Source organism: Chryseobacterium sp. KBW03 (genome assembly GCF_003852415.1).
GTDB lineage: Bacteria > Bacteroidota > Bacteroidia > Flavobacteriales > Weeksellaceae > Chryseobacterium > Chryseobacterium viscerum.
On sequence record NZ_QAJO01000004.1, the window covers coordinates 711,371 to 728,845 of the forward strand.

The following is a 17,475-nucleotide window of genomic DNA, read 5'->3' on the forward strand; positions in this document are numbered from 1 at the left end:
TTTCCCTCGAGCAATCAATCACTTAAATACTTTCTGAAATATGGTAGTATCTTAATTCTTTTTTTTTAGTTTAGAATCAAAACTGATTAACAAACTTTAATATCCAAGAAAACGAAGCCCGAAACTGAAAAGTTCCGGGCTTGTTTAATCAAATCGATATGCAAAGGTTGTATATCCTTAGTTATGGAATGAGATACGTGTTGTGTGAGATTTGAAATCAATCCAAATCCCGGAACCCGGATCACATTATGAAAGGAGCTTCTTAACCATCTCGGAAATACTTTTTCCGTCTGATTTTCCGGCTAATGCTTTTGAGGCAGCTCCCATTACCTTCCCTAAATCTTTAAGAGATTCAGCTCCGGTTTCAGAAATAATATTTTTTATTTCTGTTTCTAATTCTTCAGCAGAAAGCTGCTTAGGTAAAAATTTCTCAATGACTTTCATTTGAGCGTCTTCTACTTCCGCCAGATCCTGTCTGCCCTGAGCTGAAAACTGCTCAAAAGAATCTTTACGCTGTTTGATCATTCTTTGCAGAATAGCGATCTCCTGTTCAGCAGAAACTTCAGCGCCTCTAGCTTCTGTTTTTAAAAGAAGAATTTGTGATTTTACAGCACGAAGAGAGTCCAGAGCGACTCTGTCTTTTTCTCTCATGGCCGTTTTTATAGCCTCACTGATGATATTTTCTAAACTCATAAATTTATAATTTGAGAATTTGAGAATGAAACAATTTGAAAATAATAAAAGCAATGGTAAATGATTGAGCTTTATATTATTAATTAAAATAATTAGCTAATACACCGAATTCATACTTTCTAACAGTTGGTTAATTTTCAAATTCTCAAATTATTCCATTTTCAAATTAATTCTAGTCTACGTCTTTATTTAAAAATCTGTTTTCTCTGATCTGCATAGATCCATTGTTATCAGATAGATACGTGTTGATATTCTGGTCTGAAGCATTGGTTCCGTCGATCGAAATATTTTTTCTTTTGAAAGCAGGAATAGATTCAAATTCACTATTGCTGTCAAAATTCTGGTAGCGCGAATTGAATTCTTTTAATTTATTTCTTCTTTCAACCACTCTATCCTGATCCATCGTTTTATTCACAAACGTGAATTCTGATTCTTCAGTTTGAGGGGCTTGAATTTCTGTCTTATTTTCAAAAGTTGATCTTGTTTCTGCCTTTGGTTCTTCCTGTTTCTGGTAGAATGTTTCAATCTTTTGAGCAGGCTCAGCTACTGCAGCATTCGAAGGGGTATTAAATTCTGCTTTTGGCTGTCCAAAATCTGTATTGGGCTCATTTCTGACAGGCTCGTTGACAAAGAAGCTGAATTCAACAGATTTTTCCTCTGAAAAAGAATTGCTGAATGTGCTTCCAGACTGCGGCTCATCTTTTTTATTTTCAAAATCAAATGAGAAAGACTGGATCTCAAGATCGTTCGGGTCTTCATTTTCTTCATCAATAGACAATAAGCTGTATTCCTGATCGCCTTCTTCTTCGTTTCTCCAGTGTTGTTCAGGGGTATTTACTGTGTTTTCCTCTTTATCAAAGAATCTTACATCAGTTTTAATTTCTTCCTCCTCAATAATCATTTTTTTTTCAATAGATGTCACCTTGAACTGTGGAGTATTGTGGTCTTCATCATCTAATCTGAAATGATTGCTTCTATTGGTGTCATATGCGGTCTCTGGAGCAGATTCTCTTTCCTCTCTTGTTTTGAAAGGAGAGTTTTTTGGAGCTTCGAAACTATCGTTAAGACTGATTCTGATTTTCTCAGTAGGGCCTGCAAATTTCTTGTTATCATTAGAGAATCCTGTTGCAATAACAAGAACGCTTACAGCATCTCCCAATTCTTCATCAGCACCCACCCCGAAGATGATATCTGCGGTATTTCCTGCTTCTTTCTGAATATGATCCATAATGATACCGATCTCATCCATGGTTACTTCTTCTGCACCGCTTCTGATCAACAATAGAACATTCTTAGCTCCTGTAATCTTATTGTCATTCAATAATGGGGAGTCAAGAGCTTTTCTTACTGCTTCTTCAGCTTTATTCTCTCCTGAAGCTGTTCCTGTAGACATAAGAGCTGTTCCGGAATTCTGAAGTACAGATTTAGCATCTCTAAAGTCAATGTTTACATCAAAATAACCCGTAATAACCTCTGCCATTCCTTTGGCAGCATTGGCTAAGACTTCATCAGCTTTGGAGAATCCCTGTTTGAATCCAAGGTTTCCAAACTGTTGTCTTAATTTATCATTGTTGATAACAATTAATGAATCAACATTATTTTTTAATTTTTCAAGACCGTTTTCAGCCTGGTCTAGTCTTCTTTTCCCTTCAAAACTGAAAGGAACAGTGACAATACCTACTGTTAAGATCCCCATGTCTTTTGCTACTTTGGCAATAACAGGGGCTGCTCCGGTACCGGTACCACCACCCATTCCGGCAGTGATGAACACCATTTTGGTGTTTTGGCCCATAGCGGCTTTGATATCTTCAATACTTTCGATTGCTGATTTTTCTCCCACTTCAGGGTCAGCACCAGCACCAAGACCTTCTGTGATTGTTGTTCCTAACTGAACTTTATTAGCAACGGGGTTATTATCTAAAGTTTGAGCATCCGTATTACAGATCACGAAATCAACTCCGTGAATTCCTTTTTCGTACATGTGCTTCAGAGCGTTGTTTCCACCGCCCCCTACACCGATTACTTTTATGATGGATGAATTTCCTTTTGGCAAATCAAATGAAAATCCTTGTGTACCTATATTTTCCATAACTATACTTTTAATAATTGATAACTGATAGATGATAGATGATAATTGGTGAACGATATTCGTTTTAAGTTAATAAATATTAATTTATTTTACGTATAATTCATCAAAATCTTTTATCATTTATGTTTATTCTACTTCTTCAAAGAATTTTTTTACTTTTTCCATAAGCGACTGCCCGAAAGTCAGTTTCGCTTTTCTGTTTTCTTGCTTTTCTCTCTCAAAAGACTGTTGCTCCTGAACAGGTGTTGCCTGCTGAACGGGTTGAACAGTTTCTGCCTGTGCCACAGCGACTTCAGGTTTTGGCTGTTCAGTGACAGTTTCTACTTCTTCATCAATATTCTGTCTTTTGTCTCTGATCTTTAAACTCTCCATCAGTAACCCGATAGACGTAGCAAATTCAGGACCTTTCAGATATTGATTTTTATCGTTGGCGATATATTCATTCGCAAAACCGATTCTGCTGTCAAAACCTGTGGTATAATTGGCCAGCTGACGAAGATGCTTTAAGTTTGAACCCCCACCGGTAAGAACAATTCCGGCAATCAGTTTTTTCTTTTGTTCAAAAGCTCCGTACGCTTTCAGCTCCGTATTTACCATTTCCAAAACTTCTTCTACTCTCGCATTGATAATCTGTGCCAGAGTTTTTAAAGAAATTTCTTTATCCGGTCTTCCATGAAGCCCGGGAATGGTTACAAAAGTACTGTCTTTTTCTAATTCGGGAACAGCCGAACCAAACTTTACTTTCAGTTGTTCTGCATGTTTCTCTATAATGGAACAGCCTTCTTTGATATCTTCGGTAATAATTCCGCCTCCGTAGGGAATAACACAGGTATGACGGATGATATTATCTTTAAATATGGCAATATCTGTTGTACCACCACCAATGTCTACAATGGCTACACCGGCTTCTTTTTCTTCTTTTGTAAGAACAGCTTCTGAAGAGGCTAGTGGTTCCAACGTAAGAGCTTCCATTTCTAATCCTGCTTCACGAACGCATCTTGCAATGTTTCTGATGCTGCCCATTTGGCCTACTACGACATGGAAGTTTGCTTCTAAACGTTTTCCGTGCATCCCAACGGGTTCCTGAATTTCACCCTCGGAATCCACTTTATATTCTTGAGGAAGTACATGGATAATTTCTTCTCCAGGAAGCATGACCAGTTTTTTTACCTGATCTTTCAATGCTTCGATGTCATCGTCTGTAATAAATTTATCAGGATGTTCACGCATAATATAATCGGAGTGCTGCAGAGAACGAATGTGTTTTCCTGCAATACCTACCGTAACTTTGCGGATAGGAACTCCAGCACTGGATTGTGCTTCGGATACTGCAGCCTTGATTGAATTAATGGTTTGCGAAATATTATTCACAATACCTTTATGAACACCAAGACTTTTAGCTTTTCCTACACCGAGAACTTCTATTTTCCCGTGTGCATTCCTTCTTCCGACAATCGCGACTATCTTTGTTGTCCCGATGTCCAGACCTACTGAATACTCTTGATTTTCCATTTTTATATCGATTTGATTTTTTCTACTTTTTTCCTTTAAGGAGGATCTCCTATTTGTGTATTAAATGTGCTGAATAACTTATTCTATTTTTACTTTTGCCTTTGGCTTTGGTTTGGACAGGGCCTTAGCGGTTGATTTTTTCTCTGTTTTTTTCGTCTCTTTTGTATGTGTTTTTGTATTTTCTTTTGGTTTTGCGGGTGTGGAGCTTGTTTTTTTTGTTTCCGCTAGTTTTAGCTTGATCTCTGTCTTCTTACCAGAAGTTGAAGAAGAAGGGACTTTTGCCAGTTCCATTTTTCCAGCTTTCAAAATACTGTCGTTTTCCTTAAAATAAGGGTTTAAGGTAGTGACAATCTGGTTCTGATATTTTACAGAAACCATGCTGTACTTCTGAGGATCCTGATATACCAGATATTTTTCCACGAAGGTTTTAAATCCTTTTACTTTAAAATCAATATTATCCAGATCTCCGATTTCTACTCTGTAATTTCCTTCACTCGTCAGAAGATTATAGCTTTCTTTATATTTTGAAATCCCAATGAAGTATTTCTTGCTAAAATCATCTTTATCTATCTTTTCAACCAGTTCTGCCAGTTTCTCATATTCATCCGGCTGTACATTTCCGGTTACCAGCATACAAGGATGCGAATACGTCCTTGAAATAGGGAATTCAATTCCTTTTTCATCCACATAAAAGTCTTTCCCATCTTTGTTAAGTCTGAAAACCGGTACTCTCTGTTTGATATCCAGATTCAGCTTCCCATTCAGATTCAGGTAGACATTAGCACTGTCAACGGCTGGAAGAGAATTAATCTTTTTTTCTAAAGATGGGATATTAAGATCTCCAACGTTTCCTGATGGGTTTTCTTTTTTTACAATCTCCCTGATATCTTTTTCATCGACGAAATAAACCGGAGTTTTCTCGCTCATTTTTACAGAAATCTTATTGTCCGTAATCTGTTGGTGGCTGAATCTCTTCAACGAGAAACTCAGTAACAATCCAAGGATGATTACGGTGACAGCAATTTTTAATATTCTGTATTTATTTTTCATATTTTTTCTTCGCGAGCATTGCGTTTATACTCAAATTTTCTCTATCCATTCACAAATAGGGTCATACAGGGTGTCTATATTTCCTGCGCCTACTGTAAGGAGGATATCAAAATCTTTTTCTTTTATTTTTTCAAAAGCATCGGATAATGTCGATACTTCTTTTTTATCTAATGTTACTTTGTCCAGCAGCCAGCTTGAGGTAACTCCTTCAAAGTTCTCCTGAAGCTCTCTTGCAGGGTAAATGTCAAGCAGAATAAGTTCATCTGCTTTGCTTAAACTCTCTGCAAACCCGTCTGCGAAATCTCTTGTTCTGCTGAAAAGGTGGGGCTGGAAGACTACCAGTAGTTTTTTATCAGGGTAAAATGTTCTGATGGAGCCTATTACAGCATTGGTTTCTGTAGGATGGTGGGCATAGTCATCAATATAAATTTTACCGTTTGGATAAATATGTTTGGTATATCTTCTTTTAATTCCTTTAAAGTTGGCAATTGCTTTTTTCAGCGTATCAAAATCTGCGCCTAAATTATGCAGAATAGCCAGGGCTACAGTAGCATTTTCCACATTATGGATTCCCGGAATTTCCCATACAAAATCCTTTATCGTTTCCGTTGGAGTATGGAAATCAAAATAGATTTTATCATGATCCATACGCAGATTGTCTGAATAATAGTCTGCAGGCTCATTCACCGCATAAGTTTGATGTCCTCTGCCAATTTCTACTCCTTTTCTTACAAAGAGCTGCTTGTCTTGAGGGACCAAAGCGGCAAACTGTCTGAATCCTTCTTCAATATGGCTCTTGTCTCCATAAATATCCAGGTGATCAGCATCCGTAGAAGTTACTACAGCCCAATCCGGGGATAGGCTTAGGAAGCTTCTATCATATTCATCAGCTTCCACTACGGAATAAGTAGATCCGTTGTACAGGAAGTTGGATTTAAAGTTTTCAGAAATGCCCCCTAAAAAGCATGAGAAGGGAAGATCTGCTTCTTTGCACAAATGAGCCACAAGGGTTGACGTTGTTGTCTTTCCATGGGTTCCTGCAATGGCGATACAATCTGTATTTTCTGTAATTAATCCTAAAACCTTAGCTCTTTTCAACACTTCAAACTGATTTTGGTTGAAATAATCCAAAATTCCAAGCGTTTTGATGGCTGGAGTATAGATCACCAATGTATCTTCTTTCTGAAGGGAAGTGATCCTTTCATCAATATGATCTTCAAAAACAATATCAATCCCTTCGTTCATCAGATTCTGAGTCAATTTTGTATTGGTTTTGTCGTACCCCAATACTTTTTTTCCGGATGCATTGAAATAGCGCGCCAATGCACTCATTCCGATACCTCCGATTCCAACGAAGTAAAAAGTCTGATATGTTTGTAAATTATTCATTTATTTATTTAAAAATTTTCACTTTGTCATTTCGATGAGGGATGAATCTCAATATAGATTCTTCACTACATTTCATTCAGAATGACAAACATTCATTTATTGTATCACTTTAAAAATCTCGTCTACAATCTCTTTTGCGGCGTTTGGCTTGGCAAAATATTTCAGATTGTCGGACATTTCTTTTCTTACGCTTTCATTTTCGCAGATCTCTGATAATGTATTCCAGAATTTTTCCTGCATTTCAGAGTCTTTTACCATTTTGGCCGCATTTTTTTCAACAAGGTTCATGGCATTTTTGGTTTGGTGGTCTTCCGCTGCAAAAGGGAAAGGAACCAAAAGGACCGGTTTTTGTGCTACAGCCAGCTCTGAAATGGCAATGGCTCCGGCTCTCGAAACGATGATATCCGCTGCAGAATATGCCAGCTCCATGTCTTTGATAAATTCTAGGATCTGAATATTTCTGGTATCTATATCTTTTGTTTCGTCTAAAATATCTTTATAATCAAGCTTTCCGGTCTGCCAGATCAGCTGATAGTCTTTGTCTACTATTTCTTTTAAATGAGATTTCCAGGCATTGTTCAATGTTCTGGAGCCTAAAGAACCACCCACAGATAATATCGTAAGTTTATCTTTATTCAGTCCCATTTTCTCTTTTGCCTGAGCAGTGTTCTGCATTCCTGAAATAATGTTTTCACGAATGGGATTTCCCAGGAATTTTATTTTTTCTGCCGGAAAACCTTCTACTTTTGGATAGGCTGTGAAAACAGCTTTTGCTTTCTTGCTTAAAATTTTGTTGGTTACTCCTGCATGGGCATTCTGCTCCTGTATGAAAATCGGGATTCCCATTTTGCTTGCCTCATAAAGAGCCGGTCCGCTGGCAAATCCCCCTGTTCCTACTGCAAAATCCGGTGCGAAGTTTTTGATAACCCTTTTAGATTTTGATAAACTCTTCAGAATCTTGAAAGGCAGTCCCAAATTGGACAAAAGGTTTCCTCTGTCGATTCCGGCGATATCAATTCCTTCTATTGTATAGCCTGCCTGAGGAACTTTTTCCATTTCCATTTTTCCGTTGGCACCAATGAACAAAAATTCTGCATCAGGAAATCTTTTTTTGATCTCATCAGCAATGGCGATGGCAGGGAAGATATGTCCTCCTGTTCCTCCGCCTGATAATAGTATTTTCAATTTTTTGTTCATGTTAAGCGATATCGTTTATTTCTGCTACACTTTGTTTTTTGCCCATTCCTTCTTCATCATAAATCTGTATTCTTGAGCTTATATTTAAAATAATACCTAATTGTAAATAGGTTACCAGCATTGAGGTTCCTCCATAACTGATCAAAGGCAGCGGCTGCCCTGTTACCGGAATCAGGTTCACGGCAACAGCTATGTTTACCGAAAGCTGAATAAAGATCATTACCCCGAGACTGAGCACGAGCAGGGATCCAAAAAATGCAGGCATTTTACTGGCGATCATTACGATCCGTATCATCATAATCAGGTATAAACAGATCAGAAAAGCAGCGCCTATCACGCCATATTCTTCTACAATCACAGCGAAGATAAAGTCGGAGGCAGACTGTGGAAGCATTTGCTTCAATGCACTTTTTCCGGGTCCCATTCCGGTAATCCCACCATGTACAATGGCTGCTTTAGCCTGCATTACCTGATAGTTTTTCGCTTTTATGCTTTCATCATCTACATCGGCTGATTTTGCTTTGCTTGAGGTAAATGTTTCTACACGGCTCATCCATGTGTGAACACGGTTTCCGCCGATCATGTTCGTATTCAGGGCTATTAGTAAAAATAATACAATGGCTATAAATGAGGCAGAAATAAATCCTGCAATGTATTTCCAGTGAAGCTGCCCTATAATAAGAACAATCACAGAAACCATTAAAATCATTAATGCTGTAGAACCGTTATCTTTTGCTACCAATACGAAAACAAGGAGGATAGGCCCGAAAATATACATGATATTCTCTATCGGAAGTCTTTCTCTTGTTATCTTTTTGGTTAAATATCTGCACAGATAGATGATTAACATTAAAAAGGCGAACGATGAAGGCTGAAAGGAAATCGGGGTTCCCGGAATTTTCAGCCATCTTGAAGCACTGGCCCCATCAATGGTCTGTCCTGTAAACATGGTAACGATCAGTAAAACAACCATCAGACCGAGCAGAATACTGCTGAGCTTTCCGATGTATTCGTATTTTACGGTTCCTGCCAGTCTCATAATTCCTAATCCTAGGACTACAAAGAACATATGTTTGATAACGTGACCTGTTGTGGTCCCGTTATTGACAATGTATTCTAGATTTGAACTTGCAGAGTATACGGGGAAAATAGAGAAAATGGAGATCACAAGGATGACCATCCAAAGTACTTTATCGCCCTTTAGAAATTCAAATCTGCTTTCTGTGTTCTGTTCGTCCATATTGATTGTATTGATGTATGATGTACGAAGTAAAATGTACTTTTACATCCAACATTTACATTTATTTTAATACCTGCTCTTTAAACTGGCGTCCTCTGTCTTCATAGCTTTTGAACAGGTCAAAGCTTGCACAGCACGGAGATAATAAAACAGTATCGCCTTTTTTAGCCAGTGATTTTGAAATTTTCACGGCTTCTTCCATACTTGAAGTATCATAAATGAATTCTTTTTTGTCTTTAAAGAACTCAATGATCTTTTTATTATCAACTCCCAGGCAAACAATTGCCTTTACTTTTCTTTTGACTAAATCTTCAATTTCCGTGTAGTCATTTCCTTTGTCTAATCCACCAACAATCCAAACGGTTGGTGTTTTCATACTTTCCAGAGCATAGTAAGTGGCATTCACATTGGTTGCTTTGCTGTCATTGATGTATTTTACGTTATCAATTTCAGTTACAAACTCTAATCTGTGTTCCACTGCCTGGAATGTCATCAATGAATGTCTGATGCTTTCATTGTTGATTTTTAATATCTTACCGGCAATAGATGCTGCTAAGCTGTTGGCTACATTGTGATTTCCCAATAGAGACAATTCATCAACCTTCATTGTGAATTCGTCTTTCATTTTTACCACAATTTCATCTTCATTAATGAAACCTCCTTCCGGTAACTTCTCTTTTATTGAGAAAGGAATCATTTTAGCCTTTATTTCAAGCTTTTCAAGAAGATTTTTGCTCATTTCATCATCTTTGTTGTAGATGAAGAAATTATCATTTTCCTGATTTTCAGTGATTCTGAATTTTGCCAACGCATATTCTTCATAGTTGTAGTTGTACTGATCCAGGTGATCCTGAGACAGATTCAACAATAAAGAGATATACGGTCTGAAATTCTGAATATCATCCAACTGGAAAGAGCTTACTTCCAGGACATAATATTCATGGTTTTCATCTGCAACCTGCTTGGCAAAGCTATATCCGATATTTCCACCCAAACCCACATTCAATCCGTCATTTTTCAGGATATAGTAGATCAGGGAAGTCGTTGTTGTTTTTCCGTTGCTTCCTGTAATGGCGATGATCTTAGCGTCTGTAAATTCAGAAGCAAATTCAATTTCAGAGGAAAGTCTGATTCCTTTTTCATGAATTTTATAAATGATCTCCGCTTTTTTCGGAATTCCAGGGCTTTTTACGATCCAGTCAGCATTTAAAATCCTTTCTTCATCGTGGTTTCCTTCTTCAAATTCAATTTCATTATCGGTAAGAAACTGCTTATAGTTATCCTTAATGGCTCCTTTATCTGAAAGAAATACTTCCAGACCTTTCTTTTTAGCCAAATAAGCAGCGCCGCATCCGCTTTCTCCACCTCCTAAAACAACTATTTTCATATTATTCTGATTTAATGATTAAAAGATTTAATGATTAAAAAAATTCTTCAATGTTTCAATCTTTTAATTTTTAAATTGGTTTTTTATCTCATTTTTAATGTGATCAGACACACAATAGCCAGTATTACTCCAATGATGATCATTCTGTTCACGATTTTACTTTCATGAAATCCTTCTTTCTGATAATGATGGTGTAATGGTGACATTTTGAATAGTCTATTGTTTTGGGCATATTCCAACCCATATTTTCTTTTTCTGTATTTGAAAACAATGACCTGCAGCATCACAGATACATTTTCAATCAGGAAGATTCCGCATAATACAGGAATCAACAATTCTTTTCTTAAAATAATGGCTAGTACAGCAATCACTCCTCCCAGCATTAAACTTCCGGTATCTCCCATGAAAACCTGTGCGGGATAAGTGTTGTACCAGAAGAATCCGATCACGGCACCTACCATTGCCACCGCAAAAATGGTGGTTTCTCCCATATTCGGAAGGAACATGATATTGAGATAGTCTGCAAAGATGATGTTCCCGGAAAGATAGGCGAAGAGAGCCAGCGAGAGCAGTATAATAGCACTGGTTCCTGCTGCGAGACCATCGATTCCGTCTGTAATATTGGCTCCGTTTGAAACCGCTGTTACAATGAAGATCACAATAGGAATAAAAACAATCCATGCCCATTCATGAGCATCCTTATCATTCATCCAAAACAAAATTCCACTATAATCGAATTCATTATTCTTTGCAAAAGGAACGGTAGAAACAGTAATTTTTTCTGTAGGCATAAAGTTTTGCTCTACATTGTTTCTGTTTACCACTTTCGCATCTGCATATTTTCTTTTAACGGTGATGTCCGGGTGGAAATACATTGTAATTCCGACAATTAGCCCTAATCCGACCTGTCCTACAATTTTGAATTTTCCACTTAACCCGTCTTTATTTTTTTTAATTTTCTTTAAATAATCATCAAGGAAACCAATGGCGCCCATCCAGAACATTGAAACCAGCAACAGAACAATATACACATTGGTAATTCTTGTAAACAGCAATACGGGAATGATGGTTGCCAAAATAATGATAAGGCCTCCCATGGTAGGAGTTCCTTCTTTCTGTTTTTGACCATCCAATCCTAGATCACGCACCAATTCTCCCATTTGTTTTGTTCTCAGGTAATTGATTACTCTTTTTCCGTAGACAAGAGCAATAATCAAAGAGAATAAGACAGCCATTCCGGCACGGAAGGAGATGTATTTCAACAGTCCTAATCCGGGAATGTGAATTCCATGGTTGGTTAGATATTCGTATAGATAGTATAGCATAGTTTCAATTGTTAATAAATGATCATTGATAATAGATAAATGATTAAATCAGTTATTATTTATCGACTATCGTTTATAATTTATTTGGACATTAATTTCCAAAGCTCATTAATTACTTCTTTGTCATCAAAATGATGTTTCACCCCATTGATCTCCTGATAGGTTTCGTGGCCTTTTCCGGCAACCAAAACGATATCTTTAGGTTCTGAAAACTTTATGGCCATTTTTATGGCTTCTCTTCTGTCCGGTATTGAAGTGTATTTGCTGAAGTTTTGAGGTTCAACGCCTGCTTCAATTTCTTTAATAATCTGTGCCGGATCTTCTGTTCTCGGGTTGTCTGAAGTGATGATTGCCAATGTTGATTTTTTAGAGGCAATATTCCCCATTTCAGGTCTTTTGGAATGGTCTCTGTCTCCTCCGCAGCCAAACACGGTGATTAATCTTTCGTTTTTGGTTCTGATATCGTTGATGCTGTCCAGAATGTTTTCCAATGCATCCGGAGTATGTGCATAATCTACGATAAAGAAAATTCCACCATCGGATTTGAATGTTTCAAATCTTCCGGAAACTCTTTTTAATTTGCTGATCGCCTGAAGAATTTCATCCTGCTCAAAACCAAGTTCCACAGCAATTCCGAATACAAGCAGCAGATTGTATACATTGAATTTCCCGGTAAGTGTCGTCCAGAATTCTTTTCCGTTGAAGTTCAACAGCATTCCGTTGAAATCCACTTCCAATAATTTCCCGTGATAATCTGCCATGGTTTTCAGAGCATAAGACTTCTTTTTGGCCTTAGTGTTCTGAAGCATGACATTTCCATTCTTGTCATCCACATTGGTGATGGCAATGGCTGTATCTTCTAATTGATCAAAGAATCTTTTCTTTGTTTTTAAATATTCTTCGAACGTTTTATGATAATCTAAATGATCATGTGTAAGGTTGGTGAAACCTGCTATTTTGAAGTGTAATCCTTCAATTCTGTTCTGAGCAATACCGTGTGAGCTTACTTCCATGAAGGCAAATTCACATCCTTTTTCTACTGCTTCAGCCAAAATCCTGTTGATTGTAATCACATCAGGAGTAGTGTGTGTTGCCGGAATAATTTCTTCACCAATTCTGATCTCAACAGTGGAGAGTAAAGCAGAATCATATCCTAAGTTTTTGAATACATCAAAAAGTAGGGTAGAAACAGATGTTTTTCCGTTAGTTCCTGTAACGCCAATCAGTTTTAGTTTCTGAGATGGGTTTCCATAGAAGTTGGAAGCGAGATGGCCCAATGCTTTAGATGAATCTTTCACTTTGACATAGGTGACATTTTCTGCCAATGTCTCAGGAAATTCTTCGCAAACAATTGCTGCAGCTCCTTTTTCAATAGCAGATACAATGAATGTGTGACCATCCACCACTGTTCCTCTCATCGCAACATACAGAGCGTTTTCTGTAACCTTTCTGCTGTCAATCACCAACTCAGTAACCTCACGGTTGCTATCACCGTGGATTTCCAGTACTGGGATTCTGTTTACTAATTCTGTTATAATCATCTTTATCAATAGAGCTTAACTCTATTTTGGTTTATATCACTCTTTTGGAGTTCTGTTTCTTTAATTTTGCAGAGACAAATAAATTCTCTGATTCTTACTGATCGTTGTGCCTTCCAGCGGGAATTGTTCTTTGATTCTTCCCACTCCTTTATAGTCGACACGGTATCCTAAGTTTTCCAATTGCGGGATTACGTTTTTACCGATTAATCCTACTACATTGGGCATTTGTTTATCATTAACTGCTACTTTTACGTTAGGTTCAACCATTTTGCTCAGGTTTACCTTTTTGTCTACGAGCATTTCTTTTTCAATATTCTGAGGGGTCTTCAGGAATGTTTTTCCTGCAATTTCCTTAAAGACTGGTGCTGAAACGGAACCTCCATAAAATCCTATAGATGTATTGGGCTCACTTATCATTACATAGCAAGTGTATTTGGGTGCGTCTGCCGGATAAAATCCTGCAAATGATGCTCTGTATTTCATAGGGCCGGGAAGCCAATATTCAAATCGGGCGGTTCCGGTTTTTCCTGCCATTTTAAGATTCGGGGTAAAGATGCTTCGTCCTGTTCCTTTTTCTACTGCTTTGGTTAAGGCGTTAGTCATCATTTTAATCGCTTTTTCAGAAGCCATTTTATTGACCATTACTTCAGGCTTGGCATTGTACATCACCTTGCCGTCTTTCATGATTTTATCGATGAATAAAGGCTTAAGCATTTTCCCTCCATTAGCAACTCCATTGTAGAATGTTGTTAATTGCAGAAGATTGATATTAGAAGAGTATCCGTAAGAAATAGAGGCCAGTGTTGCTGCGTTCCATCTCTTGTTTTGTGGAGTAACAATCTTTGGTTTTGTAATTCCCGGAAGTTCAATGTCCATTTTGTCGAATAATTTCCAACGTTTCAGGTGGTCAAGGAAAATCTGTGGCTTTTCTGCGTAATACTTTGTGATCAGCTTTGAAGTTCCTACGTTGCTGGATTTCGCCAATACATCACTGATGTCGTAAGTTCCTCCTCCGTGACCATCAGAGATTCTTTGTTTTGCATATACCCAAACTCCGTTTCCTACATTTACTGTTGTATTTTCATCGATAAACCCGTCATCCATTGCTGCTAAAAGCGAAATGGTTTTAAAAGTGGATCCCGGTTCAATATTATCTTTCAGTGCGTAGTTGTAAGAGTCTTCGTAATCTCCTGAATCTGTTCTTCTTAAGTTGACAAGGGCGCGTACTTTTCCGGTTTCAACCTCCATCACAATTACGGTACCATGTTTTGCTTCAAAATGGATCAGCTGCTTCTCCAGAGCGGAGTGTGCAATGTCTTGAATTCTAAGGTCTAAGGTGGTGTAGACATCTTCTCCATCTACAGGTTCCTGAACTTTCCAGAAGTCGATTGGTTTCCATTGTGAAGAGTTGATTCTCTGCTCCAGTCTTTTACCGTTAGTTCCTGTCAGATATTTTGAGAAAGCTCCTTCCAGTCCGGATCTAAGTTCTCCGTTATCCATACCGATGGTTCCGGCTCCGATTTCTGAAGTGGCCAATTCTCTTTTATAATTTCTGTCGACAATGAATCCGCCTTTATTTTTACCTCTTTTGAAGATTGGGAATTTTCTGATTCTGTCGTATTGGTCAAAATCAAGCCCTTTTACCAAAGTGTAGTATTGGTTTTTCTTTTTCTTCTGCTCGTCAAATTTCTGTCTGAATTCTCCTCTGGACTTTCCGAACATTTTGCTCAGAGAATCTGTCAATGCTCCAATGCTGTTGGAGTACACCGTATCTTTCATCGTTTTGAAGTCAAGATAGATGTCATACCGCATCACCGTTGTGGCGAGAATAGAACCGTCGGAGGCAAAAAGATTACCGCGGGCAGCCTTTAAAGTGGCTTCGCGATAATTTTTATTAATGTAATCATCTTTAATTTCCTGGACATTAGTATTCTGAAGGATAACAATCCTTGCCAAGAACATTACAAACACGCACAAAGCTACCACTGCAAAGAGGTAGCCCCATCGTAACGTTTTCTTACGCTTATTGTCATATTCATTTTGCTTTTGCATCTGTACTGTCCAGTTTTATTAGCAATTTGTGAGGGTGGTTTTCCAGGGTCATCAATGAATCCCGGGCGACTTCTTTCCCCAGCTCTGATTCCATTTTCACTTTGATCAGCTTACTCTGGGCGTAAGCGTTTCTCGATTTATATTCTTCTGTTTCTTCCTTTAAGGCGTTTACAATTTTAATTTTCTTATTGACGAGATGGTTCGTATAAATCATGGACATCATCAGTATAAACAACAAGAGAAAATACCTGTAATGTATTTTGATCTCATCACGATTCAGAAAGTTTCCTTTTATAATATCTATAAAAGTGAGTCTTTTCTGGGGGCGATTTGTTGTTCTTTTTGCCACTATTATTTTTTATAATTGATAAATAATGATTGATCTTTTACAATCATTGATCACTTATCGGTTACCATTTTATACCTTTATTCCTGTTCTCATTTTGGCACTTCTTGCTCTTGAGTTTTCTTCGATTTCCTGATTGTCAGGAATGATGGCTTTACTCTTTATCAATTCGAATGCCTTTTTATAGTTTCCGTAGATATCTCTTTCCGGTTCTCCTTCGAACATTCCGTTTTTCAGGAATCTTTTTACCAAACGGTCTTCCAGAGAGTGGTAAGAAATAACGACTAATCTTCCTTCCTGTTTCAATACGTTGAAAGCCTGAACCAACATTTCTTTCAATACTTCCAGTTCCTGGTTTACCTCAATTCTTATCGCCTGGAAAAGCTGAGCATAGAACTTATTTACTTTATGAGGCGGAATATAGCTGAAAAGCTTTTTCAGATCCTCCGTAGTATTTATCGTTTTGATCTTTCTATGATGAACGATTTCTCTTGCCAGCTTTCTTGCTTCTCTTAGTTCTCCATAATGATAGAAAAGATCTGCAAGCTCACTTTCTTCATATTCATTGATTACTCTTTTGGCATCAAGATTCTGCATTACATTCATTCTCATATCCAAAGGAGCATTGCTTCTTGTGGAAAATCCTCTGTCTGCTTCATCAAACTGGTGAGATGAAACACCTAAGTCTGCCAGAACACCGTCTACCTGAGAAATTCCGTACATCAGTAAAGAGTTTTCCAGAAATCTGAAATTCTGATTTACCAATGTAAACCGTGGATCATCAATTGTATTTTTAAGTGCATCCAGGTCCTGATCAAAACTGAACAATCTCCCTTTATCGGATAGTCTGCTCAAGATCTCTCTTGAATGGCCTCCTCCTCCAAAGGTGCAGTCCACATATATTCCGTCAGGATTCGTCACCAAATCATCAACACTCTGCTTCAACAAAACGGGGTTATGATACATGCTTAATTGTGTTTTTTATTTAATAATAATCAATTAATAACCTACTAAAGTTATTCTTCATCGAAAGAACCCATCACATCTTCTGCAAGGCTTGCAAATTCAGTTTCATTGGTGGAAATTACCTTTTCATAGGCATCTTTATCCCAAATTTCGAAGAGCTCTCCCGCGCTGGTAATCACAATATCTTTCTGAAGATTTGCGAAATTCGTCAGGTCTTTGGAGATCTGTAACCTTCCTGCATTATCCAATTCTACTGTCTTTACTCCTGCCGTAAACATTCGTATGAAATCAGCATTCTTTTTTATGAACCTGTTCAGTTTATTAATTTTGCCCATCAGTTTGTCCCATGCATTCATAGGATATACCTCCAGACAGGGTTGGAACACAGATCTTTTGACTACAAATGCGTTGTCTTCGAAGTCTTCCATCTGTTTGATTAAAGATGAAGGAACTTTTAAGCGGCCTTTGTCGTCAATTTTACACTCGTATGTTCCAATGAAATTTTTCATTTGGGACAAATTTATATAATAATTTCCAAAATTTCCCACTTTTTCCCACTTTTTGACTCAATGTTAATAAGTTTTATTAAAGATTGAATCTCAATAATGTAAAATACTGATATGAAGACACTTGCTGGAAGTGTTATTTTAGCCATAACAAAGCGGTTTTGAAAAAAAAAGTTAAAAAG

At 37.5% G+C, this 17,475-nt stretch carries 14 protein-coding genes; all 14 read right to left on the reverse strand.

The window, feature by feature from the left end:
• Positions 1–246 precede the first annotated feature (246 nt).
• The 14 genes from DBR39_RS11285 to mraZ all read right to left on the reverse strand — a co-directional run bounded on the left by DBR39_RS11285 (position 247) and on the right by mraZ (position 17,296).
• Positions 247–693: a GatB/YqeY domain-containing protein gene (locus DBR39_RS11285; RefSeq protein ID WP_124533102.1), complete on the reverse strand. Its 447-nt coding sequence runs from the start codon at positions 691–693 to the stop codon at positions 247–249.
• A gap of 172 nt (positions 694–865) precedes the next feature.
• Complete coding sequence (gene ftsZ, locus DBR39_RS11290; RefSeq protein ID WP_124533104.1) at positions 866–2,782, reverse strand: cell division protein FtsZ; 1,917 nt, start codon at positions 2,780–2,782, stop codon at positions 866–868.
• 126 nt (positions 2,783–2,908) lie between these two features.
• Positions 2,909–4,294, reverse strand: a complete 1,386-nt coding sequence (gene ftsA, locus DBR39_RS11295; protein WP_124533106.1) for a cell division protein FtsA — start codon at positions 4,292–4,294, stop codon at positions 2,909–2,911.
• 78 nt (positions 4,295–4,372) lie between these two features.
• Positions 4,373–5,344: a cell division protein FtsQ/DivIB gene (locus tag DBR39_RS11300; protein ID WP_185147173.1), complete on the reverse strand. Its 972-nt coding sequence runs from the start codon at positions 5,342–5,344 to the stop codon at positions 4,373–4,375.
• Positions 5,345–5,374: 30 nt separating this feature from the next.
• On the reverse strand, positions 5,375–6,733 hold the full coding sequence (gene murC / locus DBR39_RS11305; RefSeq protein WP_103232143.1) for a UDP-N-acetylmuramate--L-alanine ligase: 1,359 nt from the start codon (positions 6,731–6,733) through the stop codon (positions 5,375–5,377).
• Between the two features lie 96 nt (positions 6,734–6,829).
• Positions 6,830–7,930, reverse strand: coding sequence for an undecaprenyldiphospho-muramoylpentapeptide beta-N-acetylglucosaminyltransferase (murG, locus tag DBR39_RS11310; RefSeq protein ID WP_124533109.1), 1,101 nt, complete (start codon positions 7,928–7,930; stop codon positions 6,830–6,832).
• A 1-nt stretch (position 7,931) separates the two neighbouring features.
• Complete coding sequence (locus tag DBR39_RS11315) at positions 7,932–9,170, reverse strand: FtsW/RodA/SpoVE family cell cycle protein (RefSeq protein WP_124533111.1); 1,239 nt, start codon at positions 9,168–9,170, stop codon at positions 7,932–7,934.
• Positions 9,171–9,231: 61 nt separating this feature from the next.
• The gene (gene murD, locus DBR39_RS11320) at positions 9,232–10,557 is read right to left on the reverse strand and encodes a UDP-N-acetylmuramoyl-L-alanine--D-glutamate ligase (protein WP_124533113.1); all 1,326 of its coding nucleotides are present in this window, start codon (positions 10,555–10,557) and stop codon (positions 9,232–9,234) included.
• Positions 10,558–10,640: 83 nt separating this feature from the next.
• Positions 10,641–11,882, reverse strand: coding sequence for a phospho-N-acetylmuramoyl-pentapeptide-transferase (gene mraY, locus DBR39_RS11325; protein WP_103232138.1), 1,242 nt, complete (start codon positions 11,880–11,882; stop codon positions 10,641–10,643).
• Positions 11,883–11,962: 80 nt separating this feature from the next.
• The gene (locus tag DBR39_RS11330) at positions 11,963–13,423 is read right to left on the reverse strand and encodes a UDP-N-acetylmuramoyl-L-alanyl-D-glutamate--2,6-diaminopimelate ligase (protein ID WP_124533115.1); all 1,461 of its coding nucleotides are present in this window, start codon (positions 13,421–13,423) and stop codon (positions 11,963–11,965) included.
• Positions 13,424–13,483: 60 nt separating this feature from the next.
• Positions 13,484–15,475, reverse strand: a complete 1,992-nt coding sequence (locus DBR39_RS11335) for a penicillin-binding transpeptidase domain-containing protein (RefSeq protein ID WP_124533117.1) — start codon at positions 15,473–15,475, stop codon at positions 13,484–13,486.
• Positions 15,459–15,824, reverse strand: coding sequence for an FtsL-like putative cell division protein (locus tag DBR39_RS11340; protein ID WP_103232134.1), 366 nt, complete (start codon positions 15,822–15,824; stop codon positions 15,459–15,461). The genes DBR39_RS11335 and DBR39_RS11340 overlap by 17 nt, the downstream gene beginning before the upstream one ends.
• 69 nt (positions 15,825–15,893) lie before the next feature.
• Positions 15,894–16,787: a 16S rRNA (cytosine(1402)-N(4))-methyltransferase RsmH gene (rsmH, locus tag DBR39_RS11345; RefSeq protein ID WP_124533119.1), complete on the reverse strand. Its 894-nt coding sequence runs from the start codon at positions 16,785–16,787 to the stop codon at positions 15,894–15,896.
• Positions 16,788–16,837: 50 nt separating this feature from the next.
• Positions 16,838–17,296 carry a division/cell wall cluster transcriptional repressor MraZ gene (gene mraZ, locus DBR39_RS11350; RefSeq protein ID WP_124533121.1) on the reverse strand — a complete coding sequence of 153 codons (459 nt, stop codon included), beginning with the start codon at positions 17,294–17,296 and terminating at the stop codon, positions 16,838–16,840.
• Positions 17,297–17,475: the final 179 nt, after the last annotated feature.

Bases quoted from the DNA above. Each gene is read 5' to 3' on its own strand.
- DBR39_RS11285 (WP_124533102.1), bottom strand. From the start codon at position 693: ATGAGTTTAGAAAATATCATCAGTGAGGCTATAAAAACGGCCATGAGA.
- ftsZ (WP_124533104.1), bottom strand. From the start codon at position 2,782: ATGGAAAATATAGGTACACAAGGATTTTCATTTGATTTGCCAAAAGGA.
- ftsA (WP_124533106.1), bottom strand. From the start codon at position 4,294: ATGGAAAATCAAGAGTATTCAGTAGGTCTGGACATCGGGACAACAAAG.
- DBR39_RS11300 (WP_185147173.1), bottom strand. From the start codon at position 5,344: ATGAAAAATAAATACAGAATATTAAAAATTGCTGTCACCGTAATCATC.
- murC (WP_103232143.1), bottom strand. From the start codon at position 6,733: ATGAATAATTTACAAACATATCAGACTTTTTACTTCGTTGGAATCGGA.
- murG (WP_124533109.1), bottom strand. From the start codon at position 7,930: ATGAACAAAAAATTGAAAATACTATTATCAGGCGGAGGAACAGGAGGA.
- DBR39_RS11315 (WP_124533111.1), bottom strand. From the start codon at position 9,170: ATGGACGAACAGAACACAGAAAGCAGATTTGAATTTCTAAAGGGCGAT.
- murD (WP_124533113.1), bottom strand. From the start codon at position 10,557: ATGAAAATAGTTGTTTTAGGAGGTGGAGAAAGCGGATGCGGCGCTGCT.
- mraY (WP_103232138.1), bottom strand. From the start codon at position 11,882: ATGCTATACTATCTATACGAATATCTAACCAACCATGGAATTCACATT.
- DBR39_RS11330 (WP_124533115.1), bottom strand. From the start codon at position 13,423: ATGATTATAACAGAATTAGTAAACAGAATCCCAGTACTGGAAATCCAC.
- DBR39_RS11335 (WP_124533117.1), bottom strand. From the start codon at position 15,475: ATGCAAAAGCAAAATGAATATGACAATAAGCGTAAGAAAACGTTACGA.
- rsmH (WP_124533119.1), bottom strand. From the start codon at position 16,787: ATGTATCATAACCCCGTTTTGTTGAAGCAGAGTGTTGATGATTTGGTG.
- mraZ (WP_124533121.1), bottom strand. From the start codon at position 17,296: ATGAAAAATTTCATTGGAACATACGAGTGTAAAATTGACGACAAAGGC.